Origin of the sequence: Mycobacterium sp. 663a-19, from assembly GCF_035616495.1 — a bacterium.
GTDB lineage: Bacteria > Actinomycetota > Actinomycetes > Mycobacteriales > Mycobacteriaceae > Mycobacterium.
Genome location: NZ_JAPJAV010000004.1, coordinates 279,207 through 303,843, shown reverse-complemented (window position 1 = coordinate 303,843; position 24,637 = coordinate 279,207). Strand labels below are relative to the sequence as shown.

Annotated in this window: 21 protein-coding genes; 7 read left to right on the top strand and 14 right to left on the bottom strand. The window is 68.5% G+C overall.

Features of this window, described 5'->3' with window-relative positions; genetic code table 11:
• Nucleotides 1-2: 2 nt before the first annotated feature.
• From OQ968_RS10080 to efeB, 5 genes are read left to right on the top strand one after another with little or no spacing between them, the layout of a single operon-like run.
• Complete coding sequence (locus tag OQ968_RS10080) at nt 3-1,073, top strand: sn-glycerol-3-phosphate ABC transporter ATP-binding protein UgpC (protein ID WP_324677224.1); 1,071 nt, start codon at nt 3-5, stop codon at nt 1,071-1,073.
• A 52-nt stretch (nt 1,074-1,125) separates the two neighbouring features.
• Complete coding sequence (locus OQ968_RS10075) at nt 1,126-1,962, top strand: DUF3097 domain-containing protein (RefSeq protein ID WP_324677222.1); 837 nt, start codon at nt 1,126-1,128, stop codon at nt 1,960-1,962.
• A 45-nt stretch (nt 1,963-2,007) separates the two neighbouring features.
• Nucleotides 2,008-3,615: an iron uptake transporter permease EfeU gene (gene efeU, locus OQ968_RS10070; RefSeq protein ID WP_324677220.1), complete on the top strand. Its 1,608-nt coding sequence runs from the start codon at nt 2,008-2,010 to the stop codon at nt 3,613-3,615.
• A 37-nt stretch (nt 3,616-3,652) separates the two neighbouring features.
• Complete coding sequence (efeO, locus tag OQ968_RS10065; RefSeq protein WP_324677416.1) at nt 3,653-4,819, top strand: iron uptake system protein EfeO; 1,167 nt, start codon at nt 3,653-3,655, stop codon at nt 4,817-4,819.
• A gap of 1 nt (nt 4,820) precedes the next feature.
• Nucleotides 4,821-6,107, top strand: coding sequence for an iron uptake transporter deferrochelatase/peroxidase subunit (gene efeB, locus OQ968_RS10060; protein WP_324677218.1), 1,287 nt, complete (start codon nt 4,821-4,823; stop codon nt 6,105-6,107).
• 2 nt (nt 6,108-6,109) lie between these two features.
• On the opposite strand, the gene OQ968_RS10055 is transcribed toward efeB, so the two are convergent.
• On the bottom strand, nt 6,110-7,252 hold the full coding sequence (locus OQ968_RS10055) for a peptidase M42 (RefSeq protein ID WP_324677216.1): 1,143 nt from the start codon (nt 7,250-7,252) through the stop codon (nt 6,110-6,112).
• Nucleotides 7,253-7,382: 130 nt separating this feature from the next.
• Here OQ968_RS10055 and OQ968_RS10050 point away from each other — a divergent pair, with 130 nt between their 5' ends.
• Nucleotides 7,383-8,261 (top strand): universal stress protein, encoded by an 879-nt coding sequence (locus tag OQ968_RS10050; RefSeq protein ID WP_324677214.1) that lies wholly within the window; start codon nt 7,383-7,385, stop codon nt 8,259-8,261.
• Here OQ968_RS10050 and OQ968_RS10045 read toward each other — a convergent pair.
• From OQ968_RS10045 to OQ968_RS10035, 3 genes are read right to left on the bottom strand one after another with little or no spacing between them, the layout of a single operon-like run.
• Complete coding sequence (locus OQ968_RS10045; protein WP_324677414.1) at nt 8,203-9,786, bottom strand: bifunctional 3-(3-hydroxy-phenyl)propionate/3-hydroxycinnamic acid hydroxylase; 1,584 nt, start codon at nt 9,784-9,786, stop codon at nt 8,203-8,205. The genes OQ968_RS10050 and OQ968_RS10045 overlap by 59 nt on opposite strands.
• A gap of 11 nt (nt 9,787-9,797) precedes the next feature.
• A complete protein-coding gene (locus tag OQ968_RS10040) occupies nt 9,798-10,736 on the bottom strand; it encodes a fumarylacetoacetate hydrolase family protein (RefSeq protein ID WP_324677212.1) in 939 nt (312 codons plus the stop codon).
• Nucleotides 10,733-11,863, bottom strand: a complete 1,131-nt coding sequence (locus tag OQ968_RS10035) for a VOC family protein (protein WP_324677210.1) — start codon at nt 11,861-11,863, stop codon at nt 10,733-10,735. The genes OQ968_RS10040 and OQ968_RS10035 overlap by 4 nt, the downstream gene beginning before the upstream one ends.
• Nucleotides 11,864-11,961: 98 nt before the next feature.
• Here OQ968_RS10035 and OQ968_RS10030 point away from each other — a divergent pair, with 98 nt between their 5' ends.
• Nucleotides 11,962-12,627 carry a TetR/AcrR family transcriptional regulator gene (locus OQ968_RS10030; RefSeq protein ID WP_324677208.1) on the top strand — a complete coding sequence of 222 codons (666 nt, stop codon included), beginning with the start codon at nt 11,962-11,964 and terminating at the stop codon, nt 12,625-12,627.
• A 325-nt stretch (nt 12,628-12,952) separates the two neighbouring features.
• Here OQ968_RS10030 and OQ968_RS10025 read toward each other — a convergent pair whose 3' ends face one another.
• The 10 genes from OQ968_RS10025 to OQ968_RS09980 all read right to left on the bottom strand — a co-directional run bounded on the left by OQ968_RS10025 (nt 12,953) and on the right by OQ968_RS09980 (nt 24,508).
• Nucleotides 12,953-13,450: a hypothetical protein gene (locus OQ968_RS10025; RefSeq protein WP_324677206.1), complete on the bottom strand. Its 498-nt coding sequence runs from the start codon at nt 13,448-13,450 to the stop codon at nt 12,953-12,955.
• Nucleotides 13,451-13,643: 193 nt separating this feature from the next.
• Nucleotides 13,644-15,191 (bottom strand): MCE family protein, encoded by a 1,548-nt coding sequence (locus OQ968_RS10020; protein ID WP_324677204.1) that lies wholly within the window; start codon nt 15,189-15,191, stop codon nt 13,644-13,646.
• The gene (locus OQ968_RS10015) at nt 15,185-16,354 is read right to left on the bottom strand and encodes a virulence factor Mce family protein (RefSeq protein WP_324677202.1); all 1,170 of its coding nucleotides are present in this window, start codon (nt 16,352-16,354) and stop codon (nt 15,185-15,187) included. The genes OQ968_RS10020 and OQ968_RS10015 overlap by 7 nt, the downstream gene beginning before the upstream one ends.
• Nucleotides 16,351-17,907 (bottom strand): virulence factor Mce family protein, encoded by a 1,557-nt coding sequence (locus OQ968_RS10010; RefSeq protein WP_324677200.1) that lies wholly within the window; start codon nt 17,905-17,907, stop codon nt 16,351-16,353. The genes OQ968_RS10015 and OQ968_RS10010 overlap by 4 nt, the downstream gene beginning before the upstream one ends.
• On the bottom strand, nt 17,904-19,463 hold the full coding sequence (locus OQ968_RS10005; RefSeq protein ID WP_324677198.1) for an MCE family protein: 1,560 nt from the start codon (nt 19,461-19,463) through the stop codon (nt 17,904-17,906). Before OQ968_RS10005 ends, OQ968_RS10010 begins: the two co-directional genes overlap by 4 nt.
• The gene (locus tag OQ968_RS10000) at nt 19,460-20,500 is read right to left on the bottom strand and encodes a virulence factor Mce family protein (RefSeq protein ID WP_324677197.1); all 1,041 of its coding nucleotides are present in this window, start codon (nt 20,498-20,500) and stop codon (nt 19,460-19,462) included. The genes OQ968_RS10005 and OQ968_RS10000 overlap by 4 nt, the downstream gene beginning before the upstream one ends.
• Nucleotides 20,497-21,813, bottom strand: coding sequence for an MCE family protein (locus OQ968_RS09995; protein ID WP_324677195.1), 1,317 nt, complete (start codon nt 21,811-21,813; stop codon nt 20,497-20,499). Before OQ968_RS09995 ends, OQ968_RS10000 begins: the two co-directional genes overlap by 4 nt.
• Before the next feature lie 5 nt (nt 21,814-21,818).
• Complete coding sequence (locus tag OQ968_RS09990) at nt 21,819-22,691, bottom strand: ABC transporter permease (protein WP_324677193.1); 873 nt, start codon at nt 22,689-22,691, stop codon at nt 21,819-21,821.
• Nucleotide 22,692: 1 nt separating this feature from the next.
• Nucleotides 22,693-23,487: an ABC transporter permease gene (locus tag OQ968_RS09985; protein WP_324677191.1), complete on the bottom strand. Its 795-nt coding sequence runs from the start codon at nt 23,485-23,487 to the stop codon at nt 22,693-22,695.
• A gap of 349 nt (nt 23,488-23,836) precedes the next feature.
• On the bottom strand, nt 23,837-24,508 hold the full coding sequence (locus tag OQ968_RS09980; RefSeq protein WP_324677189.1) for a TetR/AcrR family transcriptional regulator: 672 nt from the start codon (nt 24,506-24,508) through the stop codon (nt 23,837-23,839).
• Between the last annotated feature and the right edge of the window lie 129 nt (nt 24,509-24,637).

Below are 24,637 nucleotides of genomic sequence, written 5' to 3'. Positions count from 1 at the left end.
CCATGGCCTCGGTGACCTTCGAGCGAGCGACGCGGCGCTTCCCGGGCGCGGACCGGCCCGCCCTGGACAGCCTCGAACTGGCCGTCGGCGACGGCGAATTCGTCGTCCTGGTGGGGCCGTCCGGATGCGGCAAGACGACGTCGCTGCGGATGGTGGCCGGACTGGAGACGCTGGACTCGGGCCGGATCCTGATCGGCGACCGCGACGTCACCGACGTCGATCCCAAGGACCGCGACGTCGCGATGGTTTTCCAGAACTACGCGCTCTACCCGCACATGACCGTCGCGCAGAACATGGGCTTTGCGCTGAAGATCGCCAAAACGCCGAAGGCAGAGATCCGCGAGCAGGTGCTGGCCGCGGCGAAACTGCTTGACCTGCAACCGTATCTGGATCGCAAGCCCAAGGACCTCTCCGGTGGGCAACGCCAGCGGGTGGCGATGGGGCGCGCGATCGTGCGCCGCCCGCAGGTGTTCCTGATGGACGAGCCGCTGTCCAACCTCGACGCCAAACTGCGGGTGCAGACCCGCAACCAGATCGCGGCACTGCAGCGGCGCCTCGAGACCACCACCGTGTACGTCACCCACGACCAGGTCGAGGCCATGACCATGGGGGACCGGGTCGCGGTGCTGTGCGACGGCGTGCTGCAACAGTTCGCGACGCCCCGCGAGCTCTACCGCAACCCGGGCAACGTCTTCGTCGCGGGATTCATCGGGTCGCCGGCGATGAACCTGTTCACCCTGCCGATCGTGGATTCTGCCGTGTCGCTGGGGGATTGGCCGATCCGGCTGCCGCGTGAGATCGCCGGCACGGCAAGCGAGGTCGTCGTCGGGGTGCGTCCCGAGCACTTCGAACTGGGCGACCTCGGCGTCGAGATGGAGGTCGACGTGGTCGAGGAGCTCGGGGCGGACGCCTACCTGTACGGCCGAATCACCAGCTCCGGCAAGGCGATCGAGCAACACGTCGTCGCTCGCGCCGACGGCCGTCACCCGCCCGAGAAGGGCAGCCGCGTGCGCCTGCATCCGGAACCGGGGCACCTGCACTTCTTCGGCGTCGACGGCCGGCGAATCACCTAGTGCGCGGCGCGCCGTAACGGCGTTCGGCCGCAACGCTTCCTAGTATGGCCGGGTGATGGATCGCTACGGGCCCGACGTCCTCGCCACCGGCCGGCGCAAGCCCCGTTCGACCGAGCACCCGGCCGAGTCGGGCCTCGTCGTGGAGGACGTCGAGACGGGCTATGTCGGGGCGGTGGTCCGCGTCGAACACGGCAGGCTCGAGCTGGAGGACCGGCACGGGCGCACCCGCGGTTTTCCGCTGGGCCCCGGGTATCTGCTCGACGGCCGCCCGGTGATCCTCACGGCGCCGCGCCGGCCGGCACCGGCCGTCGCGGGCAGGACGGCGTCGGGATCGGTCGCGGTGCCCGGCGCGCGCGCCCGGGTGGCCCGCGCCAGCCGGATCTACGTCGAGGGCCGCCACGACGCCGAGCTCGTCGCGCAGGTGTGGGGCGAGGACCTGCGGATCGAGGGCGTCGTCGTCGAGCACCTCGGCGGGGTGGACGACCTGGTGAGCATCGTCACCGAGTTCGAGCCCGGCCCCGGACGCCGGCTGGGCGTGCTCGTCGACCACCTCGTCGCGGGCTCGAAGGAGGCGCGGATCGCCGACGCGGTGCGCCGCGGACCGGGCGGCGAGCACACCCTGGTCGTCGGCCACCCCTATGTCGACATCTGGCAGGCCGTGAAGCCGCAGCGGCTCGGCCTCAAGGCGTGGCCGGCGGTGCCGCGGCACGTCGAGTGGAAGCGCGGCGCGTGCGAAGCGCTCGGCCTGCCGCACGCCAACCAGGCGGACATCGCCCGGGCCTGGCGGCGCATCCGTTCGCGCGTGCGCGACTGGAACGACCTGGAGCCGGCGCTGATCGGCCGGGTCGAGGAGCTCATCGACTTCGTGACGCAGCCGGTCGGCCCCTGAATACCGGTAAACTGCCCGCCTGAGCGCGCGACAGGAATCGGGTGGATGCAGGGCGTATACGGCGTTTTCATAGGCACTTTCCTCATCGGCCTGCGCGAGGGCCTGGAGGCGACGCTCATCGTGAGCATCGTGGGCGCCTTCCTCAAGCGCAACGGCCAGTCGGTGCGCCCGATGTTTGCCGGCGTCGGCCTGGCCGTGCTGATCAGCGTCGCGGTGGGGGTCGGGTTGGACCTGGTCTCGGCGACCCTGCCGCAGGCCCAGCAGGAGATGATGGAGACCGTCATCAACGCCATCGCGGTGGTGTTCGTGACCTCCATGATCATCTGGATGAACCGCAACGCCCCGCGGCTCAAGGGCGAGCTCGAGCGGGAGGCCCGCCAGGCGATCAACCGGGGCGGCGCGCTGGCCCTGGTTGTCATGGCCTTTCTCGCCGTCCTCAAGGAGGGCTTCGAGACGTCGGTGTTCCTGCTGGCCGCCGCCGAGACGTCGCACGGCAACCGCTGGTTCGCCGTGCTCGGCGGGGCCGCCGGCATCGCGGTGTCGATCGCTCTCGGCGTCGGCCTGTACTTCGGTGGTCTGAAACTCAATCTCGGCCGGTTCTTCCGGGTCACCGGGGTGTTTTTGGTGCTGATCGCCGCGGGGCTGGTGATGGGCGGCCTGCGCACCGCGCACGAGGCGGGCTGGGTGACCATCGGCCAGCGACAGGTGTTCGACTTCTCGGCCTGGATGCCCAGCCAATCCATGCTGGGCGCGCTGATCACCGGCGTGTTCGGGCTGCCCGCCGACCCCCGGCTCATCGAGGTGCTGGGCTGGCTGCTCTACGCGGTTCCGGTGCTCGTCGTGTTCCTGTGGCCGGCCCGGCTCGCCGCGGCGCCGCGAATCCGGCGCCGGCTGCTGGTCGCCGCCTCGGCGGCCCTGCTCGTCGCCGCTGCGCTGCTGGCGATCCTGGTGCCCGCCGGCGGCTCCGCGCCCGGGCCGCGGGCGCGCACCGTTACCGATCGCCTCGGCCACACCGCCAGCGTGTCGCTGCTCGCCAAGCCGGACGGGCGGTCGCTGGCGATCACGGGCGAGGGCGGGCCGAGCACCGTCGAACTCGCCGCCGGCGGCGACCAGACCCTGGGCGGGATCGCGGTCCGGGTGTGGGAGGCGACGGTTCCCACCGACCCCGGGCCCAGCCCGCCGACGGTCGCGCTGCCGGAGTTGTCGAGCCTGACGGGCGGGCGGCTGCCGGTGGGGGTGACGCTCGCTCGCACCCCGGGGCCCTTCCAGGCGCAGTGGGCGGCGACCACCGTCTATACCGTTCTGGCCCAAGGTGATTCGATGGTGAGCGCTCAAGCCGCCAGCAACCGCACGGCCGTGCTCACCGGCGGCGGCCTCACCGGACCCAAGACCGTCAGCGTCGGTGCGCTGCCCACCGACTGGTCCACCGCGGCCGCCGAAGACCAGGCGACCGCGGCGCACATCTCGGCCTACGCGCACGAGCGCGACGAGCGGCAACTCTGGAAGGTCTGGCTTCCGTTGGTGCTGGGCGCTTTTGCGGTGGCCTGCGCGCTGGGCGCGGTGGCCTCGGGGCGCGGCGACCGCGCGATAGAACAGGAGAGGAGATCCATCGATGGTGAATCGCACCGTCCGGGCACGGTGCCGGTCCCGTGAATCCTGGCTGACCGCACCGGCTTTCGTTGCGGTCGCAGTGTTTGCCGTGGCGGCGTGCGGCCACTCGAGCGGCAGCTCCAGCCCCGCGAAGCCCGGGCAAGCCAACGCCGTCAAGGTGACGATGGCCAACAACGGCGGCAAGGACAGCTGCGCGCTGGACACCACCAGCGTGCCGGCCGGACCGGTGACCTTCACGGTGGTCAACGCCAGCGCGCCGGGGATCACCGAGATGGAGTTGCTCAGGGACCAGCGCATCGTCGGTGAGAAGGAGAACCTGGCGCCCGGGCTGGATCCGGTGTCGTTCACCGTCACCCTGGACGGCGGCTCCTATCAGCTGTATTGCCCCGGCGCCAGCACCGAGTACCAAACCCTGACGGTGACGGGTCAGGCGCCGGCGGGGCCGACGGGTACGGTGGCGAGCATCCTCGCCCAGGGCACCAAGGACTATGCCGCCTACATCGTCAACCAGATCGGTCAGCTCGGCGACGGCGTGAAGGCGCTCGACGCCGCGGTTCAATCGGGCGACGTCGACGCCGCGAAAACGGCCTACGCCAAGGCGCGGTTGTCCTGGGAGCGATCGGAATCCAGCGTGGAGGGCTTCGTCCTGCCGGGCTTCGCGGTCGGCGACAACGCCGGCAACCTCGACTACCTGATCGACATGCGGGCGTCCACTCCCGTCGACGCCAAGGTTGGGTGGAAGGGCTTCCACGCCATCGAACGCGACCTGTGGCAGGGCGGCGCGATCACCCCGGCCACCAAGGCGTTGAGCACCGAATTGGTAAGCAACGTAGCCAAATTGAACACGACGGTGGCCACCCTGCAATACAAGCCCGAGGACTTGGCCAACGGTGCCAGCGATCTGATCGAGGAGGTGCAGAACACCAAGATCACCGGCGAGGAGGAGGCCTTCAGCCACATCGACCTGGTCGACTTCTCGGGCAATGTCGAAGGCGCCCAACAGGCCTACGCCTCGCTGCGGCCGGGTCTGGAGAAGATCGACGCGAACCTGGTCAACCAGATCGACCAGCAGTTCCAGGCGGTGCTGAAAGTGTTGGACGGCTACCGCGACCCGTCGGCGCTCGGCGGCTACCGGACGTACACCCCCGCGCTACAGGCAAGCGACGCAACCAAACTCACCGCGGTGATCCAGCCGCTGCACCAGAGCCTGTCCACCGTCGCCCAAAAAGTCGTCTCGGCTCGCTGACATGACCGACGACGAACTCGCCGAACCCACGGACACCACCGAGGTGTCGCGCCGGCGCATGCTGGGCGGCGCAATGCTGGCGGGGCTGACGGGCACCGCCGTGGGCGCCGTCGGCGGCGGGTTCGCCGGCTACGCGACCGCGGCCGCACACCGCAGCGACGAAAACGACACCGTCGACCTGCGCCGCAGCTACCCCTTCTACGGCCAGGCCCACCAGGGCGGAATCGCCACGCTCCCACAGCGTTACGCCGTGTTCATGTCCTTCTCGCTGGCCGCCGGCGCCGGCCGTCGCGACCTGCAGAGTCTGCTGGCGCGGTGGTCGGCCGCGGCTTCGGTGCTGCAGCAGGGAAATCCCGTGGGCACCGTGCAGCCGCAGGTCGAGGTGCAGCCCCCCACCGACACGGGGGAGGCCTACGGGCTGAGCCCGGCCAGTCTCACGGTCACCATCGGGTTGGGGCCGTCGCTGTTCGGGGACCGATTCGGGCTGGCCGCGCGGCGCCCCGCGGTGTTCACCGACCTGCCCCCGCTCAACGGGGACAACCTGGATCCCCGCCTGCATGGCGGCGACCTGTCGGTGCAGGCCTGCGCCGACGACCCGCAGGTGTGCTACCACGCCGTGCGTAACCTGGCCCGCCTCGGGCGCAACATCGTGTCGCCGTTCTGGGCGGTGCTGGGCTTCGGACGGGCCTCGGCCGGCCCGGGCCAGCACACCCCGCGAAACCTGTTGGGGTTCAAGGACGGTACCCGCAACATCAGCACCGACGCGGAGTATGACCGCTTCGTGTGGGTCGCCAACAGCGACCAGCCCTGGATGAACGGCGGGACGTATCAGGTCGTCCGCAAGATCCGGATGCTGATGGAGACCTGGGACGTCGACCGGATCGGCAATCAGCAGAGGATCTTCGGGCGCACCAAGGAGGAGGGTGCGCCGCTCAGCGGCAAGGCCGAGTTCGACACGCCGGATTTCGCCGCCAAGGGCGACGACGGCAATCCGCTCATCGACCCGCGGTCGCACATCGGCCTGGCCGCCCGGGAGAACAACGACGGCATCATGATCCGCCGGCGGTCCTACAACTACACCGACGGCCTGGACGCCAACGGCCAACTCAACGCCGGTCTGCTGTTCGTCTCCTACCAGAACGATCCGCAGCATTTCATTCGGCTGCAGAACCGTCTCGGGGCCAACGACCTGCTCAACGAATACATCCGGCACATCGGCTCGGCCATCTTCGCGGTGCCGCCCGCTCCCGCCGAAGGGCATTACATCGCGCAAAGCCTGTTCAGCTGAGGCTAATTCGTCGATGTGTCAGCGTCGGGTTGCAGCAGGAAGTCGGCGACGATCGCGGCCATGTCGTCGATGGCATCGCGCCGTATGACCTCGAAACCGTGGGTGCTCAGCGTCGGCAGGCACAGCAACCCCGCTCGCGGTGTCAGCCCGCTGGCCTTGGAGTGGGAGGCGTCGGACATGAACGCGCCGAGAGTCGCCGCCTGCGGCGCCAGACCCCGGTCGGTGGCGATCTTCATCAGCCGGTCGGCGACATCCTTGTCGTACACGCATAGGGCATCGCTGTAGCCGACGATGGGACCACCCGTGACGCTGGTCGAATACTCCCGCTCGGTGGGCCCCACCTCCAAGGCCAGCGTGAGCGTGCCCGGCAGGGTGCCGCTGGCATACGAACCACCCACCCCGCCGATCTCTTCGTTCGTGGTGAACACGAGGTAGACGTCCTCGGCGGGTCGTTGACCGCGGTCGTGGAGCAGCCGGGCGCCGCGCAGCAGGGCGGTCACCGCGGCGCGGTCGTCGAGGAAATAGGCACCGACGTAGTCGCCGAATTCGACCAAGTCTCGCTTGCTGCGATCGACGCACACCCGGGTACCCGCGTGTACTCCCGCGGCGGCGAGCTCCTCGGGGTTGCGGCCGGTGAAGATGTAGACGTGCTGCCAGTCCAGGGCGCGGTCGCCCTGATCGGGTTTCGTCTCCCAGATCCGCCGGCTCTCTTTCGTGGTGTGCTCCGAGCCGAGCGTGAGCACCGCGGTGAGCGTCTGGTGCTCACCGAGCAGGGCGACCGGACCGAGCCCGAAGTTGCCGGGATACATCACCCCGAGCTCCGTCAGGTGCAGCGTGCCGTCCGGTTCGATCCGCTTGACGAGCATCGAGAGTTCATCCATGTGCGCCATGACCCGAGTCGCGGCGCTGGGTCCGAACGTCAAGCGCTGGCGGTGGTCGTGGGTCGTGGGCGCGTCGCCGGCACTCGGCGTCGCAGCGACATAGCCGACCAGGTTGCCGGCGTCATCGGTCCACATGTCATCCACGAGGGGGCGCAGTTCGCGGGCGCACACGGCCCGCACCGCGTCTTCGTGGCCACACGGTCCGTAGGTCCACAACAGTTCCTGTAACAGGGCGTCGGTAGAGTCGCGGTCGTGGTGTTCCATGAGGTCCCCCTTGTGTCACCGGCAACCGTATCGGCCGCCGACGCCGTTTGTCCCGGTGGTTGAGGACCAAAGCCTCACGACGGACCGTGGTTGCGGTGTATAGCGTCGCTCCTGACGAGAGGAGAACGAGATGTCGGCATCCGCCAAACAACTCGGCATCGTCGTCGCGGTCGACGGCTCGCCCGCATCGAACGCCGCCGTGAGCTGGGCGGCCCGCGAAGCGGCGATGCGAAACGTCTGCCTGACCGTGGTTCACGCGGTGGTGACGCCCACCACGACCTGGCCGCCGGTCCCATACCCGGACTCCTTGGTGGTGCGGCTGGAAGACGAGGGCAAGAAGCTCGTCATGCACGCGATCAAGATCGCCGAGGACGCCGCGGACCGGAAGGTCACCATCAACCGGGAGCTGGTGTATTCGACCCCGGCGCTGGCACTGCTCAAGATGTCCGACGAGGCGCAGCTGGTGGTCGTGGGCAGTTCCGGACGAGGGTTGCTGGCCCGCGGCGTGCTCGGTTCGGTGAGTTCGACCGTGGTGCGGCACGCGAAGTGCCCGGTCGCGGTGATCCGTGACGACGACGAGTCGCCGCCGGATCCGCAGCACGCGCCCGTCCTGGTGGGGATCGACGGCTCACCCGCGTCCGAGCTCGCGACGGAGATCGCCTTCGACGTGGCGTCTCGCCGGGGCGTCGACCTGATGGCCCTGCACGCGTGGAGCGACGTCGCCGTGTTGGACCTGGCGGGTCTGGACTGGGCGGCGGTGGAGGCCGAAGCGGAACGCAGTCTCGCCGAGAGCCTGGCGGGCTGGCAGGAGCGCTATCCCGACGTGGCGGTGTACCGGCTGCTCGTGCGCGACCGCCCGGCGCGACAAATCGTCGAAAAGTCCGAGGGCGCACAGCTTGTCGTCGTGGGTAGCCACGGCCGCGGCGGCCTGGCCGGCATGCTGGGCTCGGTCAGCAACGCCGTTCTGCATTCGGTTCACCGGCCGTTGATCGTCGCCCGACCGTCGTGAGCGTCCAAGCGCACAGCGCGGCAACGTCACGGTCGGCTCGCATGACCGTTCGGTCGGGACGCACGATCGCGGCCGCTGCGCCCCCGCGGTGCAGCCACGTCGAAAGCGCGCTGCCGGCCTCGACGACCAGCACGGCGATGCCGCGCTGGCGCAGCGACGCTTCTGCCTGAGCACCCGGCTGGCTGCCCGTGATCATGGCGAAGCCCGCGCCAAGCACGTCGTCGAGCCGATGACCTTCGGGCAGGAGCGGATTCGGGCACAGCGTGCCGGCAAGCTGGCGCGGCCGCCGGGCCTTGTGCACCAGCGCGGAAGAGCGCAACGCCGGGGTGGTGGAGTCGACGACCTTGTTGCGCAGGCCCGGGATCAGCCGCACCCGGGAAAGCAGCGCGCGGCGCAACAGGTTGCCCAGCCGCCCGCCCCCGGTCATGGACCACCCGACGGTGAGCGCGAGCCGAATCATGGCCCGAGCGTGCGGCTTACGCTCGTGCTCGTAGCTGTCCAGGACATCGGGCGCCAGTGTGCCCTCGCGCACCGCGGCTATCTTCCAGGCGAGGTTCATGGCATCCCGCAGTCCCGCGCACATGCCCTGGCCGATGAATGGGGGAGTGAGGTGCGCCGCATCGCCGAGGATGAAGATGTTGCCCCGGCGCCAGCGATCGGCGATCTGGGCGCGGAAGGTGTACTCGGCGACCCGCAGCAGCGTCAACTCAGCGTCCGCGATGTCGGCGGTCCAGGGCGCGATCAGCGGCCGCAACGCCTCCAAAGTGCCGAAGTCGCCGGCGGTTTCGCCGGTCAGCAGCTGGAACTCCCAGCGGTAGCGCCCCGCTCCGATGCGCATGTAGGTTCCGGCGCGAACCGGGTCGCAGAGCTGATGTACGCCCTCCCACTGGTGCAGTTCGGCTTCGGCGGCGATATCGACAACGAGCCAGCGCTGCTCGAACCTCAAGTCCCGCATGACCGAGCCGATGTGCGTGCGCACCATGCTGTTGGCGCCGTCGCAGCCCAGCAGGTACTCGGCATCGACATGATGGGCCCGCCCGTCGCAGCGGTCGGTGTAGGTGACGCGCACGAGATTCTCGCCCGCCGTCACCCCGGTGACTTCGGCGTTGCCGCGCAATTGCGCTTTCGGAAAGCGCTCGAGGTTCGCTCGCAGCAGGGCCTCGAACTCCGGCTGGTCGAACATGTTGGCCTGCGGGAAGCCGTTGCGGCTGCGCGATGTGTCGCGGTGGAACTCGGCGAGCACCCTGAATCGATTGTCCAGCAACCGCAAACCCGTCGTGGGCCGTGAAATGGCCGCGAATTTCTCGGCGACCCCGAGACGGGCGATGACGCGGTAGATTTCGTCGTCCAGATGGACGGCACGGGGCTGCGGGTATACGCCGGGCCAGCGGTCCAGGACGAGGCATTCCACGCCGTATTGGGCCAACAGGGTGGCCGCGGTGATACCCGTCGGCCCGGCGCCGACTATGACGACGGGGACGACGGAGACGACCGGAACGACGGGAACGGCCGGAACGTCCCGAATAGCCCTGCCGGTCACGCGAATCGGACGGCGGTGCGCTGCGTCCCCAGGTCGATGGCCCCGTCGTCGGTGGCCACGGAGGCCTCCACGACGTCGCCGTGCCGCAGATATTTCGGATTACCGGCCTGACGTTTGAAGAACACCTTCCACTTGACCGCCGGCGGCAACAGGTTTCCGATGAGCTGCAGCGGCTTGGGCGGCGCGCTCAGCGCGGTGCCGACCGGGGTGCCGGTGAGTATCAGGTCGCCCGGGGCGAGCTCCTGGAACTGGGTGAGCGATTGCAGCGCCTGCAATGGTCGATACAGCATGTCCCCGTCGACGAGTGCGTTCTGCCGCTCCTCGCCGTTCACGCTCAGGCGCAGCCTCAGCTCGCCGAACCGGTTGAGCTCGTCGGCGCTCAGCAGCACCAACTCCGGGCCGACAGGTGTGAACGTCGGATAGGACTTCGCTTCGTAGAACTGCGTCTGCGGCAGCTGGATGTCGCGCGCGGAAACGTCGTTGGTGACGACCAGCCCGGCGATGAGCTCGGCGAGGTTCGCGTCGGAGATACTGGTGCCGACCGGGATCGGGCGCCCGATCACCAACCCGATCTCCACCTCGTAGTCGAGCAGCTTGACGTGTTCGGGTTTGACGATGTCGTCGAACGGCCCGTTGATCGACGCCGACGCCTTGCGAAAGAAGGTCAGCGGAACCGTCGCCGGGTCCATGCCCGCATCCTTGACGTGGGACGCGAAGTTGGTCATCTGGGCCACGACTCGGCACGGTCGGGTCACCGGCGAGACCAGCTTCAGGCTTTCGACGGCGACGGTGTCGGTGCCCGCGGCGGCGGCATCGATCGCCGCGCGGTCGGCCAACAGCTGCGCGGTCGTGGTCGCGTCGGTGTCGATCTGCACCGCGCCCTTCGGCGTCTTGCGCCACCACGCTTCGGCCGTGCGCAGGATCGAGACGCTCATGACGTGGCCACCTTCAGCAGGCCGGCGAGGCGGCGAATGTCGAACTCGTTGCTGTCGCGAAGCGCGGTGATCATCGAAACCACCTCGTGCGGGGCGGATTTGAGGTTGGTCCCGAGAAAGTCCCTGCTCGCCGGGGGTCCCCATTGGGCCAACCCGGATGCGGTGAAGGGCGCCCAGCCGGGTTCGAGTGTGTTGTCGAATAGGTCGCCGTCGGCGAAGTGCTCCACCAGGAAGCCGTCCGGATCGCGCCAGTAGTCGAATATCTGGCTGCCCTGGATGTGCCTGCCGATTCCCCAGGACCGCAAATATCCCTTCTCCCTGAGGTATTCGCCACCGGCCGCGAGCGCGTCGAGGTCGCTGACTTGGTAAGCCGAGTGCACGTACCGGTTGGCCGGGCCCAGTGCGAGCGCCAGCGTGTGGTGATCGGCCGGCGTCGATCCCCGGTCGCAGCGGATGAAGCTCATGGTGGGCCCGCGTCGGCGCTGGCCGGGAAAGAACAGGAAGTCGCTGACGATCATTCCCAGGTTGTCCAGATACCAGTTCAACGTCTGCAGGTACTTCGTCGATTGCACCACCAGATGGCCCAGGCGCTGCACCCGCGCGGGCGCGCGCGGGGGACGTTGGGCGGCGTTGGTGCGCCGCGCGTCGCGTCCGAAGTTGAAAACGTGCGGCGGCTGGTCCGCAAGCTCGGGAAGCTCGTGCATGCCGGCGACGACGCGCACCGGCATGCCGCTGGGATCAGTGAGGTCGACCGACAACCCGCCGATGGTTTCCGGCAGCGGCCGCGCGGCGGCGCCGGATCTGTCGGCCAGCCGCAGCACGTCGGCCTCGTCGCAGGCCCGGAACGCCACGCCGCTGAAGCGGGTCCGCGGACCGCGGCGCACGATCACACACGGTGCGCCCGCGCGGGTGCCGCGCAGCCGAACCTCGTCCGGGCCGTGGTGTGCGGCGTGGAAGCCGAAGGCCCGCGCGAACGCCTCGGTGCGGGGCAGGTCCGGCTTCTCGAACTCCAGCCAGGCGATGTCGACGATTTTGATGATCGGATTCCGCGAGCGGCCCGGGTGTTCATCGGGCAGCCCGCCGTGCTCACTGTGCAGGCCATGGTGGGTGGCATCCATCGGCATCATTCGTCGTCTCCCTTTTAACTGACGAAATCGTCACATACGAGGCAACGTTCAGTCAAGCCCAATGACGAAATCCTCAAAAGTGATGCATACTTCTACTCGTGAGCACGGTTCCCGACGAGTCCGCGCCGTCGTCCAACCGCCTGGAGCGGCGCAAACGGCGCACCAGGGCGGCGCTGGTCAAGGCCGCGCAGCGGTTGATGGCCGAGGGGCGGATCAACGTGCCGGTCCTGGAGATCACCCAGGCCGCCGACGTCGGAATGGGTTCCTTCTACAACCATTTCGACAGCAAGGAGCAGCTGTTCGAGGCCGCGGTGGCCGAGGTGCTCGACGCCCACGGGGCGATGCTGGACCGGCTCACCGCGTCGATCGACGACCCCGCCGAAACGTTCGCCACCAGCTTCCGGCTGACCGGCCGGCTGTTCCGGCGGCGCCCCCAGGAGAGCGAGATCTTGTTGGCGAACGGGCCCGCACTGCTGTCGTCGGACCGCGGCCTGGCGCCACGGGCGCTGCGCGACATCAAGGCCGGTGCCGACGCGGGCAGGTTCCGCGGTGAGGTTGCCGCGGACCCAAAACTCGCGCTGGCCGTGGCCGGCGGCGCGCTGTTGGGGTTGGGACAGCTGTTGCGCGACGATCCCGACCGTGACGACGGGCGCGCCGCCGACACGGTCACCGAGAACGTGCTGCGGCTCTTCGGGCTGAGCGCCGACGAGGCGCACGCGGTGTGTCGGCGCCCGCTGCCCGACGATGCGTCGTTCGAGTCCTAAACCGTTGTGCCGCTAGCGATTTCGTGTGTCGATCGACCACAGGTTGGCGCAACCCGGGCATTGCAGGCTGACCCGCGTGGCCCGATTGCCCAACAGGTACTGCCAGTGCGAGCCGCAGTTGCGGGTGCTTCGGCACTCCGAACACCTGTTGCGGCCCCATCCGCAGTTCGGACAGGTCAGCCAGGCACGCCGAGAGGCGTCGGCATGGGGAACGATCGGCCGCCAAATCGCCAACGGTGAGCCCTTCCGTCCAGAGTTCTGGTTAGGGTAGGCTAACCAACTGGACTGGGCAACTTAGGCAACCGTGTTTCCGGTCACACCCGCATCAGGCGGTCTTGCGTGCCTCGTTTCCGGTGGCCGACACGATGTGAGCAACCACTTCGCCGCCGCGGACGACGTCGAGCGTCTGGCCCGCCGCGACCCGATCGAGGCAGCGGCCCGCACGCTTGCGCAGCTCGTCCAGCTCGATCTGCCGGCCGGTGTCGACCGGGATCGGGGCCGTTGCCGAGTCGCCGGCCGGCACGATCCGCGCCAGCAACGTGCCGCCACGGACGACGTAAATCGTCTCTCCGGCCGCAACCCGATCGAAGCACCGCCCGGCGCGGGTTCGCAGCTCGTCGAGCCCGACCCAACCGCCGGCGCTCGGGGCGAGGAGTTGGACGGATCGCGCGGGGATCGGGGCCACCCGCCAGTCGCCGACCGACACGATCCGGCCCACGAGCTTGCCGCGCCGGACGACATCGATCGTCTCGCCGGCGGCCACCCGCTCGAGATACGCACACGCGTCGCTCCGGAGTTGGCCCAGGCCAATCACTTCCGGCATCTCGCTCCGATCTCCGGGGTTCACCGACCGGCCGCCGAGTGGGCGCGGCACCCGAACCTCGACGCTAAGTATATGACTGTACGTGCGGTCAGTGTCAAGGCGTCCGGCCGCGCCGGGCCGGTGCAGACCCGGGCAGGCATCAACACCGCGGACAGTTCCGTCTCGCGAGCGAAAAGCATTCTGCCTCAGACGTTTAGCGGGGCGCGAGCATGTCCTTCCAGCCGTCGTCCCCCGTCTTGGTCGAGTTCTCGACCGCGTACCTGACCCCGTCGGGCGCCACCAGCTCGCCGCGCTGCGGGTTGTAGACGGCCGAGGGAGGCCCGCTGGGGGTGTAGACGCAGGGGTTCGGCTGCTGACCGTTGCATTGGACGGTGCCCGATCCCGGGCGCTGCAGTGCGTCGCTGACGGGCGGCGGTGTCCCCGCCACCCGGTCGGAGGGCGCCGGGTTGACGCCGTTGTTGATCGACGGCGCGGGTATCACCAGGCCGGGTTTCACTGGCTGATCGCAGCGCGCCGCGGGCGCCGGGCACGTCAACAGCTGGTTCGGGTCGCCGTACCAGGGGTTGGTGCCCAACGGGATGTAGGGCTTTGGGTCGCGGCACTCCCGCGGCGTCGCGGCGCGCTTACCGGGCACGTCGACGCAGGGCAGGTTGCGCGCGCCGCGCACGGCGTTGGCCGGGGTGTCTTGCGGGATCTTGCAATAGGTTCCGGACGGCATCGGCGCCAGGCTGGTATCCGCGGGGGAGCGCCACTCGGATGCGGGCAAGAACCCGGTCAGGCACGGCGGGGGCTGGTTGATCGTCAGCGAGGTGCCGAGCGCGGCGTAGCCGGGGAAGGGCGCCGTCACCGTCTGGCCTTCCGCTGCGCCCTGCGGATAGGACACCAGCAGTTGCTCGACGCCCTTGTGGTAGCGCTTGAGCAGGTCCAGCACGATCTCGAGATTCGCCAGCGTCTGCGGCAGCGACTCGCGGACGTCGCCGAAGACCTCGTTGACCTGATCGGCGGTCGGTGTCGCTTGGGTCAGGATGCTTTGCAGGTGCTGATCGTTTTCCGCGCTCTGCGCCGCCAGTGTGTTCAGGTTGTGCGACCAGCGCTCGATCGAGTCGCTGGAGTTGACCTGGCTGTCGATGACCGGCCCGGAGTTTTGGATGATGTCGTTGACGTCGGCGATGTTGGTCTTGAAGTCGCCGGCGATCGCCTGAGTCGCGTCGACCAGTCGTTGCAGCGCCGGGCCCAATCCGCCGACCGCTTGGGCCGTTTCGTCGAGCAGCGAGGCGATCTTGTCCTTGGGCAGCGCGGCCAGCCCGCGGTTGGCGGCGTCCAGCGCCGGCCCGATCTCGGTGGGCACGGTGCCCTTGGTGATGGTCTGTCCCGGCGAGAGGTATTCGCCGGGGTTGCCCACCGACACCAGGTCCAGATACTGCTCGCCGACCGCCGACACCGAATGCACGTTCGCCGAGGCGTCGACGGGGATCTTGTAGCGGCTGCCGATGCTCATGGTCACCCGCGCGCCCGTGTGGCTCGGCTCGACGGCGGTGACCGTGCCGATGGTCTCACCGCGATAGGTCACGTTGGCCGTCTTGTACAGCCCGCCCGACGTGGGCAGGTCCGCCTTCAGCGTGTACTGGCCGATTCCGACCGCGGTGGGGATCTGCAAGTAGTACCAGCCCAGCACGACGGCCGTGATCGCGCTCAGGATGCCGAAGATGATCAGCTGGCGCCAGATGAAGCGGGTCAGCATTGCCTGTCCGCCCTTTCGACCAGCGGCCCGCCCGGGGCGTCGTTCGGGTTCGGCGTGTAGCGGACGTCGGGGATCATCGTTTCGGGGTCACGGCCCCACGATTGCTCGAGCGCGCGCAGCGCTCCGGAGAACCCGGTCCCGGTGAGGACCGCGTTGTCGACCGCGCTCAGCGTCAGGTCCACCGTCAGCGACAGGTTGAAGTAGTCGCCGCGGAACGACTTCGGCACCGCGTCGACGTCGAACGGCCGGACGAGGATCAGCTTGAGCGCCTGGATCAGATACGGGGAGGAACGGCCGAGTTCCCGCAACGGGCACTGCAGCGACAGCAGGTCCTGGTGCAGGTCACCCCGCGAGGCGGACAGGTATTGGTCGACGAGTCCGCCGAACCGTCCCGTCGCGTCGACCGCGTTGATCAGAAGGTTCTGTTTGTCGGCGAAATGTTTGATCAGCGGCGGGAATTCGGTGAGGACCCGCTCCAGCACGTCTGAGCGGGGACCCACGTACGCCAGCAGCCGGTTGGTGGAGTCGATGGCCCGGGTGATGTCGTTGCGTTGCTCGTCGAGCCGGGCGGTGAAGGTGTCCAGCTTGCCGAGGAAGGCGCGGATCTGGTCGGCCCGGCCGTGCAGGATGTTGTAGGCCTCGTTCTGCAGCACTTCGAGGTTGGGAATGCCGCCGCCGTGCAAGATCAGGGCGATGCTGGCCAGCGTCTGCTCGGTCGTGGGATACGCCGACGAATTCTTCAGCGGGATGGTGTCGCCGTCCTTCAGCAGCTCGGGGGACGGGTTGGGCGGCACCGCCAGCTCGATGTGCTGGGAGCCGAGCAGGCTCGTCTGCCCGATCTTGGCAGTGGCGTTCTTGGGCAACTTGACGTTCTTGTCCAGTCGCAGCGTCAGCGTGGCCACCCAGTTCTTCAGGGCGATCGCGCGCACCGTGCCGACGAAGACGTCGGCCACCCGCACCCGGCTGTTGTCGTTCAGCGCCAGCGTGTCGGGCATCTGCACGTAGACGGTGTAGGAGCCGGGCCCGCTGCCCGGCCCGCCGGGCATCGGCACGTTGGCGATCCCGTGCCACTTCGCGCACGACGTCAGCGCCACGGCGCTCGCCAGCAGGGCCAGCCCCTGCCAGGTCCGGTGCCGGATTCGAATAGCCAAGGCGCCCATCATGATCCGGCTCCCGTCGCCGCGGCGGCCGGCGTCGGTGCGACGGGTCCGGGGATCACGCCCGGTGCCGGCGGCGGCGGCGGGATCGGCACCTGCGGCGGGTTCTGCCCGATGACGGGCACCACCGGGTTCTCGTCGTAGGCGTTCGGCGGTCCCGGCGGGGTCTGCAGCCCCGGCGGCGGGGGTCCAACATCCGGGCCGCCCAGCAGTTCGGCCAGGGATTCAGGGGTCAACAGGCCGCCCGTGACCGGCCCCACCTGGGTGCCCTGCATGCCCGGCGCGACAACCCAGCCGGGCTGGGTGTTGCGGTGCGACAACGGGGTGTCGGGCACCCAGATCCCGGGCACCGTGGTGTCCTTGTACCCGTTCGGCGGCTGCAGCCGGGGCTCGGAGTAGGCGACCTCCTTGGGCAGCGTCTCGGCGGTGCTGAACAGGTTCAGCCCGAACGGCGGGTAGTTGAACTTGATCGCATCGAGGATCGGCGCCAGGTATTGCGCGCACAGCTCGGCGGATTCCTGATAGCCCAGCCGGCTACCGGCCTGAATCATGCTGCACAGGAACTGCATTGGGTTGGCGAAGTTCGGGATGGCCGGGATGGACATCACCGCGCCGTGCGACGGGTGGTAGATCTGGCTGAGGTTGGTCTCCAGCGTCGGCAGCACATGCAGGGCGGTCTCCAGCCCGTTCAGCGGATCGGGCTGGACCAGCGTGGTGGTCAGGGTGGCGAGGTTGTCGATGTCGTGCGCGAGCACCTCGCGGTTCTTGTCCAGGAACGGGCGCAGGGTGGACAGCAGGCTGTCGAACTGCTGTATCGCATCGGCGAGGCTCTGGTCGGATCCCGTTAGCCGGTCGGTGAATTGGGCCAGGTTGTGGTTCAGCGCGACGAACTGCTGGTCGTCCTTGTGCAGGGCGTTGACGAACATCGCCAGGCTGCGCACCACCGCGAAGAAGTCGCCCCGGCCCTCGTTCAGGGCGGTCAGCGAGCGCGACAGGCTGTTCAGCGTCGTGTTGATCTGCTTGCCCTTGCCGGCCAGCCCGTCGGCGAACGCCTCGATGACGTCACCGAACGGGCCCTTGGGCTGCTGCGGCGTCGGGCCGAGTTTGTCGATGACGTTGGCGACGCTCTCGCGCAGCTGGTCGAACTCCGTCGGCACCTGCGCGCGTTCGATGGGGATCACCGCGTGGTCGGCCATTACCGGGCCCCCCTTGTAGGGCGGCTCCAGCTGGATGCTCCGCGACGCCACCACCGTGGGGTTCACGATCACGGCGGACGCGTTGGCGGGCACCTTGTACTTGTTGTTGTAGTGGAACGTCACCTTCATCTTGTCGCCGGCCGGCTCGATCTTGTCGACCGAACCCACGCGTACGCCCATGATTTGGACCTTGTCCCCGGAATAGAGCGCGTTCGCCGCGGGGAAGTAGGCGACCACGGTGTTTGTGGTCAGCTTCTTGTAGAGCTGCCAGCCGATGAGCCCGGCGACCAGGGCCAGCGCGACCACCAGCGCAACGACGGTCCTCCGGCGCCGCAGGTTTCGGATGTCGAAGCGGGTGCTCAATTCTGGTTACCTCCCGTGATGCCGCTGCCTCCCGCGCCGCCCGGGTTGATGAACGGCGCCGGCAGCTGCTGCCCGGGTCCCGGCGGCGCGGGCGGCCCCGGGGGCAGCCCGGGCGCGAAGGTCGACGGCGGCGGGGCGGGTCCGGCCGGTTGCAGGTTCTCGGTGCGAGCCCCCGGCGGCGCCTGGGCGGGCAGCGGCACCGGCGTGCCCGGGACGTCCGGGGGCGGCTCGCCCGGTCGCCCGGCGATCGGAATGCCGGGGGTCGGTGGCAGCCCGTTCGGGTTGGGCGGGGACGTCTGCACGTCGATCGGCGCCGGGAAGCTTCCGCCGAACGGGGCAACGTCAATGCCCGCGCACGGCAACGGGTTCCACGGCCGCGGTGGCGCGTCGGGCGCCGGGGTGTACGAGCACGCCGTTCCCGGCGGGACGGCCGGCCCCGGATGATCCGGGGTGCCCTCGAGCACCGGCGGTGCGGGCGGCGGCGCGCCGTTGGGGAACCGGGTGCCGTTCGGGTCGGGCCAGCGGAACGCGGGCAGCCCGGCGCTGCGCCAGAAGTTCTCCGGGTCGATACCGCGCTTCTTGAAGGCGGCGTCGACCCACGGCTGCAGCGCCCAGTAGGGGAGCAGATTGGCCAGGACGATCTTGAAGTACGGTCCCGACGCGACGGATTCCCCCAGCGACGCGGCGAATTGGCTTACATACGTGAGGGTTTGGGCCAGGTCGTCCTTGCGCGCCACCAGCACGTCGCTGAGCGTGCGCAACTGTTCGAGCACGGGATTCAGGTTCGGGTTGTCGTTGATGAACCCCCGCACCTGAGCCGAGATCGCGGAGATGTTTCCCAGCAGGGCGTCGATGGCCCGTCCCCGTTCGTTGAACGCGGCCAGCAGCGTCTTCGCGTTGACCAGCAACCGGTTGATTTGCTCGCTTCGGTCACCGAGCACGCTGGCCACCTGGTGGGCCTGGGCGAGCAGGTGCTTGATCTGGTCGTCGCGCTTGCCGATGCTGTCGGAGAACTTGGCCAGGCCGTCGAGGGCGGGGCTCAGGTGCGGGTAGGTCTGATCGATGGTCTGCGTCAACACGTTCAGCGATTTCTTGACGCTCTCGATGTCCCAGCCCGTGGCGGCCTTGGTGACATCGAAGACCGCGTCGTAGAGCTGATAGGGGGTGGTGCTTTGGCCCAGCGGCAACACACCCCCGGGTGGCAATTTCTTGGCTCCGCGCGGCTCGATCTCGAGCACCTTCTTGCCCAGGATGGTGTCGGTCTTGATCGCGAGCCGGCTCTCGGTGCCGATGCTGTTGGTGCCGATGGAGAACTTGATCACGACGTGGTCGCCGTCGATGTCGAGCGCCTGAACGTTGCCGACATTCACGCCGGAGATGCGCACCTTGTCGTTCTTGTTCAGCTGACCGGTGTCGGTGAACTGCCCGTAGTAGACCGGACTGGCGAACAGCATCGGGACGCTGGTGAAGCTTTGGCCGACGGCGACGCCGAGCACCAGCACCGTGATGCCCATGAGACCGACACGGCCGCGGTTGAATTCCGTCAGCGTTCTCATTGCGGCGTGCACCTGCCCGTGGGTTGCTGCCAGAGCTTGACCGTGCGGACCGGGCCGCCGGGCTGCAACCCGTTCCATTTGATCGTCAGGTCACAGACGTAGAAGTTCACCCAGTCGCCGTAGAGGCCGATGCTGCGCCCGATCAGGTTGAGGGCGGTCGGCGTCTTGTGAATCAGATCGCTGAGCCGATCCTTTTGGTCGATGAGCGGCTGCTGCAGGGCCTGCAGGTAGTTGATCTCCTTGTGCAGCAAGGCCCGGTTGTCCGCCAGCAGCTCGGCCACCGTTCCGGCGGCGTTGCTGATGTTCGCCGTGCCGGCGGCCAGCGGGTCGGCGTGGTTGCGCAGCCCGGTGATTAGCCGCTCGAAGTTGTCGACGGTCTGGTCGAGCTCGTTGCGATGCCGAACCGTGGTGTCCAGCACGACATTCAGGTTCTTGATCACCTCGCCGATCGCCTGGTCGCGCTCGGCGAGGTGCTCGGTCAGCTGCGCGGTCTGGTCGAGGATGTCGTTGATGGTGCCGCCCTGGCCCTGGAAGACGGTGATGATGGCCGACGCGATCGTGTTGACCTTCTCCGGATCGAGCGCCCGGAACAGCGGCTTGAAGCCACCGATCAGGGCGTCGAGATCCAGCGCCGGCGACGTGCGGGACAGCGGGATGAACCCGCCCGGCGGCAGGATCCGGTCGGCGCCCTCGCCCTCGCCGCGTTTGAGCTCCAGGTAGCGGTCGGCGAACAGGTTGAGATAGCGGATCTGCGCGGTCGTCGACTGATAGAGCGGTATCGAGCGGTCGACGGCGAAGTCCACCATCACCCGGGTGCCGCCGTCGACCAGCCGCACCTTTTTGACCTTGCCGATCTCCACGCCGTCGGCGCGGACGAACTGGCCGTCCTTCAGGCCGGTGGCGTTGTGGAACTCGGCGGAATAGCTGTTGGTGCGGTTGAAGCGCATCTGGGCGAAGACCACGACGATCGACGCGGTGATCAGCGCCAGCACCAACGAGACGATGCCGAGTTTGAGGGCGGAGCCGGTGATTTTCATGGGTTGATCGTGTTGTCCCCGACTTGGCGGCCCCACACGTACTCGATCGCGTACGGCGAGCCGGTGTCCAGATGGTTGTACGGCGCGAGGCTGGCACCGGTGTCCATGACCAGGGTCGGCGCCGGCCAGAAATCGCGGGTGATGGACTGCCAGCAACCCGGCGCGCCCCCCGGGCCGCCGCGAGCGTTCACCCGGGGCAGATTGTCCGGATACACATAGGGATTCGGCGCGCCGCCGACCAGCCCGGCCACCCCCAGCAGCCCCGCCGTGGCCACCGTGCCGACCAGCCCGGGGAGGGTCAGAATGCCGCCCAATCCCGACGTCAGCTCGGTCATGGTCTTGAGCGCGTAGCCGTTGCCGCCGCCCGTCGTTTCGTAGCCCTTGGGTTCCGTGTCGTAATAGCCGCGGATGGTGCAGAAGATCTCCGGGCTGTAGGTGTCCAGCAGCTGGGCGGTGGGCACCAGGTCGGCGGCACCCCGCTGCAGGTAGGGCCCGCCGCGGGCGAAGATGTCCGCGCCGGTGTTGCCCAGCCCGGTCGCGGCCAGCAACGCAGCGTCCAGGTCGGCCTCCTGCCGGTGCAGCGTGCGCGCCGTGACCACCGCGTGGTTGAGGGAGTCGATCAGGTCCGGCGCCGCGTTGGCGTAGGTGTCGCCGAGGGCCGCCAGCTGTTGAATGTCGTGGCGGATCTGGGGCATCTGCGGGTTGATGTCGTCGAGGATGGCGTTGCCGTTGACGATCGACTGGCCGAACTTGTCGCCCAACCCGGCCAGCGCCTGCGCGGCCGCGGCCAAAGTCAGGTTCACCTTGACCGGGTCCACCTTGTCCGCGATCGTGGTGAGCGTCTCGAACAGGCTGTTGAACTCCGTCGTGACCGACCTCGCGTCGATCACCTGCTGCGGGTTGATGTGCTGTGGCGCAGGGTTTTTCGGCGAGGTCAACGCCACGTACTTGTTGCCGAACACCGTGGTCGCCTTGATGTTCGCGTCCACGTTGGCCGGGATCAGCTCGATGTATTTCGGATTCACGTCCATGACGACCTTGGCCGCCGGCTTGCCGTCATGCTGGATCTCCGAAATACCGGCCACCCGCCCGATTTCCACGCCGTTGTAGGTGATCTTCGATCCCGGATCCATCACCAAGCCGGACCGGGGAGCCACCATCGTCAACCGCGTCGTCGGCGTGAGCTCGCCCCGAAACTGCAGCCACACCAACGCCAACGCCGCCGTGGAGATCACCAGGAACACCGCGGCCGCCGTCTTGTACGGCGGGATCCGTGGCGGGTTCTCCTTGAGTTTCGGGGCCGGGGCTGTCATGGCGGCTACACAGTGAGGTTGAAGTTCGGGTTTTTGCCGTAGACCGCCATCGCCGTCAGGACGACCACCACGACGATCGTGATCAGGGACAGCCGCATCGACCGGCCGACCGCTTCGCCGACGCCGACCGGCCCGCCGCGGGCCGTGTAGCCGTAGTAGCAGTGGGTGGTCATCACGACCACCGCAACCAGGATCACCTCCGCGAAGGACCAGCCCACGTCGTTGAGGCGCAGGAACGTGTGGAAGTAGTGGTTGTACGTGCCGATGGACTGCCCGTAGAACAACACCGTGGTGACCTGCTGGGACAGGAAGGCCAGGGTGATGGCCAACCCGTAGAGCGGGATGATGACGACCAGGCCCGCCACCACCCGGGTGGACGCCAGGAAGGCGACCGACCGGATGCTCATCACCTCCAGGGCGTCGATCTCCTCGCTGATGCGCATGGCGCCCAGTTCGGCGGTGGCGCCGGCGCCGACCGTGGCGGCCAGCGCCTGACCGGCGGCCACCGGCGCCACGAACCGTACGTTGACCAGTGCGGCCAGAAATCCGGTGAACGCCTCGACGCCGATGTTGCCCAGCGTCGCGTAGCCCTGGATGGCGACCAGAGAGCCCGCGGACAGGGTGATGAATCCGACGATGGCGGCGGTGCCACCGACCACGGCCATCGCGCCGGTGCCCATCCCCATCTGGGCAACCATCCGCAGCACCTCTTTGCGGTAGCGGCGCAGGGCGAAGGGGATCTGCGCGACGGTGGTCAGGGCGAACCAGACCATCTGCCCGATCTCGACCAGTAGCTTGACCGGGGCATCCGCGTACCGGCTGAGGTTTGCCCGCGGGAAGCGGATGTGCGGTGCGGCGGCCGCCGTGGTCGCGGTCATGTCAGCGCCCCGTCCCGAACCGGACGCCGATGGTGGTCAGCGCCGCGTTGACCGCGAACAGGGCGATGAAGCACAGCACCACCGTCTCGTTGACGGCGGTGCCCAGGCCCTTGGACCCGCCGCGGACGATCAGCCCTCGATAACAGCCGACCAGGCCGGCGATCAGCCCGAACGTCGCCGCCTTGATGAACGCGATCACCACCTCGGGCAGGCCGGTGAGCGCCGTCAACGTCGAGAGGTAGGCGCCGCTCGAGACGTTCTGCAGGTACACGCTGAACAGGTAGCCGCCGCCCAGTCCGACGGCGATCACCAGCCCGTTGAGCAGCACCGCGACGACCGTGGAGGCGACGACGCGCGGCACCACCAGCCGGTGGATCGGGTCGATGCCGAGCACCTCGAGCGCATCGATCTCCTCGCGGATGGTGCGGGCGCCGAGGTCGGCGCAGATGGCGGTGCCCCCGGCGCCGGCGACCACCAGGACCGTCACGATCGGGCCGAGCTGGGTGACCGCGCCGATCGCGGCGCCGGCGCCGGAGACGTCGGCCGCGCCGATCTCGGCCAGCAGCAGGTTGAGCGTGAAGATGAGCAGCACGGTTTCCGGGATGGACACCGCGATGGTCGGCAGCAGCGACACCCGCATGAGGAACCAGCCGACCCAGATGAACTCACGCCATTCGAATGGCTGCCGCAGCGCTTTGCCGGTCAGCACGCACATTCGGAAGAACCCGCCGGCGACTTCGGTGCCCGGCCGGATCCTCTCGAGCACCTTGCCGCCCATCACGCTGGAGGTAGTCATCGGCGCACCTGCGAAAAGTGGTTTGCCAGAAGAGCTTTCGAATTCGGCGCGAACGACCGCGGGTCGCGACGCATCGCCTCGGGGGATGACGCGCTGCGCGGCGAATCAGCTCGGTCCCTGCGCACGTCGTCGGTTACCGCCGCCCGGTTCCATGTCGCCCTCGCTTGCGCCACGGAGCAACTATGGCATCAGACCGTACGGTCAGTCAATAACGATGAGCGGGTGGCACTCGAACGCCGCGCGGCTTTGGGCGAATGGCCGGACGACATCGCCCGCGCCGGCGAATCGACCGTGGCCAAATTACCACCGCGCGCAAGGCATTCCGTCGCTGCGCGGTCGGCCTGAGCGGTCAGTCCGGCGCTCCCGTCGCCGCGGCAAGGCATTCGCGCACCACCGCGATGAGGTCGGTCGAAGGGTCGGCCCACTTGCTGAGCCCCAGGCGGTCGAGCAGCAGTCCGCCGAGGAACACGTCGACGAACGCGGCCCCCACCTGTTCGGGTGTCCGGGAAACGGCGCGGCCGAACCACACCCACATCCACTCCAGCGACCCCCACAGTTGCAGGGCCGCGAGTTCGGCGTCCACGCTGCGGAACACACCGCTTTCCATGCCGTTGCGGATCTCGTCGACCGCGAGAGTTTGCAGCTGGTGGCGCAGCTTTCGCACCTGCTGCATCGTCGGGTCGTCCGACAGCTGAACCACCTCGCGCTGGCTCGCCACCGCCGCGTCGGGGGCGATCACCTGCAGCAGCGCGGCCGCGTAAATGATCGCGGCGATGCGTTCGTGCGGCGCTTCCAGGCGATCCCACACCATCCCCAGCACGTCGAGCTGGCGGGTCAGGTGGGTCTCTTCGAGCTCCTGCAGCATCTGCGCTTTGGTTCCGAAGTGATGGACGATGGTGCCCTTGGACATGCCGAGCTCGTCGGCGATGTCGCCGAGATTTGTTCTCTCGTAACCACGTTCGGCGACATAGCGGACGAACGCGTCGAGGATCTCACTGCGTCGTCCCGGCGATCTGGGCATGGCAACCCTCCGGCATCACTAACCGTACGAACGGTCTATCATAGCCGCGAACATGTCGGGCGCCACAACCCCGGTTGGTGGGGCGGCGAATGCGGGCCCTGCCGTCGGCCCGCGCTTGCTTGGTTCCGC

Bases quoted from the DNA above. Each gene is read 5' to 3' on its own strand.
- OQ968_RS10000 (WP_324677197.1), bottom strand. From the start codon at position 20,500: ATGAAAATCACCGGCTCCGCCCTCAAACTCGGCATCGTCTCGTTGGTG.
- OQ968_RS10040 (WP_324677212.1), bottom strand. From the start codon at position 10,736: ATGAGCGTCTCGATCCTGCGCACGGCCGAAGCGTGGTGGCGCAAGACG.
- OQ968_RS10050 (WP_324677214.1), top strand. From the start codon at position 7,383: ATGTCGGCATCCGCCAAACAACTCGGCATCGTCGTCGCGGTCGACGGC.
- efeU (WP_324677220.1), top strand. From the start codon at position 2,008: ATGCAGGGCGTATACGGCGTTTTCATAGGCACTTTCCTCATCGGCCTG.
- OQ968_RS10015 (WP_324677202.1), bottom strand. From the start codon at position 16,354: ATGATGGGCGCCTTGGCTATTCGAATCCGGCACCGGACCTGGCAGGGG.
- OQ968_RS10080 (WP_324677224.1), top strand. From the start codon at position 3: ATGGCCTCGGTGACCTTCGAGCGAGCGACGCGGCGCTTCCCGGGCGCG.
- OQ968_RS09990 (WP_324677193.1), bottom strand. From the start codon at position 22,691: ATGACCGCGACCACGGCGGCCGCCGCACCGCACATCCGCTTCCCGCGG.
- OQ968_RS09995 (WP_324677195.1), bottom strand. From the start codon at position 21,813: ATGACAGCCCCGGCCCCGAAACTCAAGGAGAACCCGCCACGGATCCCG.
- OQ968_RS10035 (WP_324677210.1), bottom strand. From the start codon at position 11,863: ATGATGCCGATGGATGCCACCCACCATGGCCTGCACAGTGAGCACGGC.
- OQ968_RS09985 (WP_324677191.1), bottom strand. From the start codon at position 23,487: ATGACTACCTCCAGCGTGATGGGCGGCAAGGTGCTCGAGAGGATCCGG.
- OQ968_RS10025 (WP_324677206.1), bottom strand. From the start codon at position 13,450: ATGCCGGAAGTGATTGGCCTGGGCCAACTCCGGAGCGACGCGTGTGCG.
- OQ968_RS10055 (WP_324677216.1), bottom strand. From the start codon at position 7,252: ATGGAACACCACGACCGCGACTCTACCGACGCCCTGTTACAGGAACTG.
- efeB (WP_324677218.1), top strand. From the start codon at position 4,821: ATGACCGACGACGAACTCGCCGAACCCACGGACACCACCGAGGTGTCG.
- OQ968_RS10005 (WP_324677198.1), bottom strand. From the start codon at position 19,463: ATGAGAACGCTGACGGAATTCAACCGCGGCCGTGTCGGTCTCATGGGC.
- OQ968_RS10020 (WP_324677204.1), bottom strand. From the start codon at position 15,191: ATGCTGACCCGCTTCATCTGGCGCCAGCTGATCATCTTCGGCATCCTG.
- OQ968_RS09980 (WP_324677189.1), bottom strand. From the start codon at position 24,508: ATGCCCAGATCGCCGGGACGACGCAGTGAGATCCTCGACGCGTTCGTC.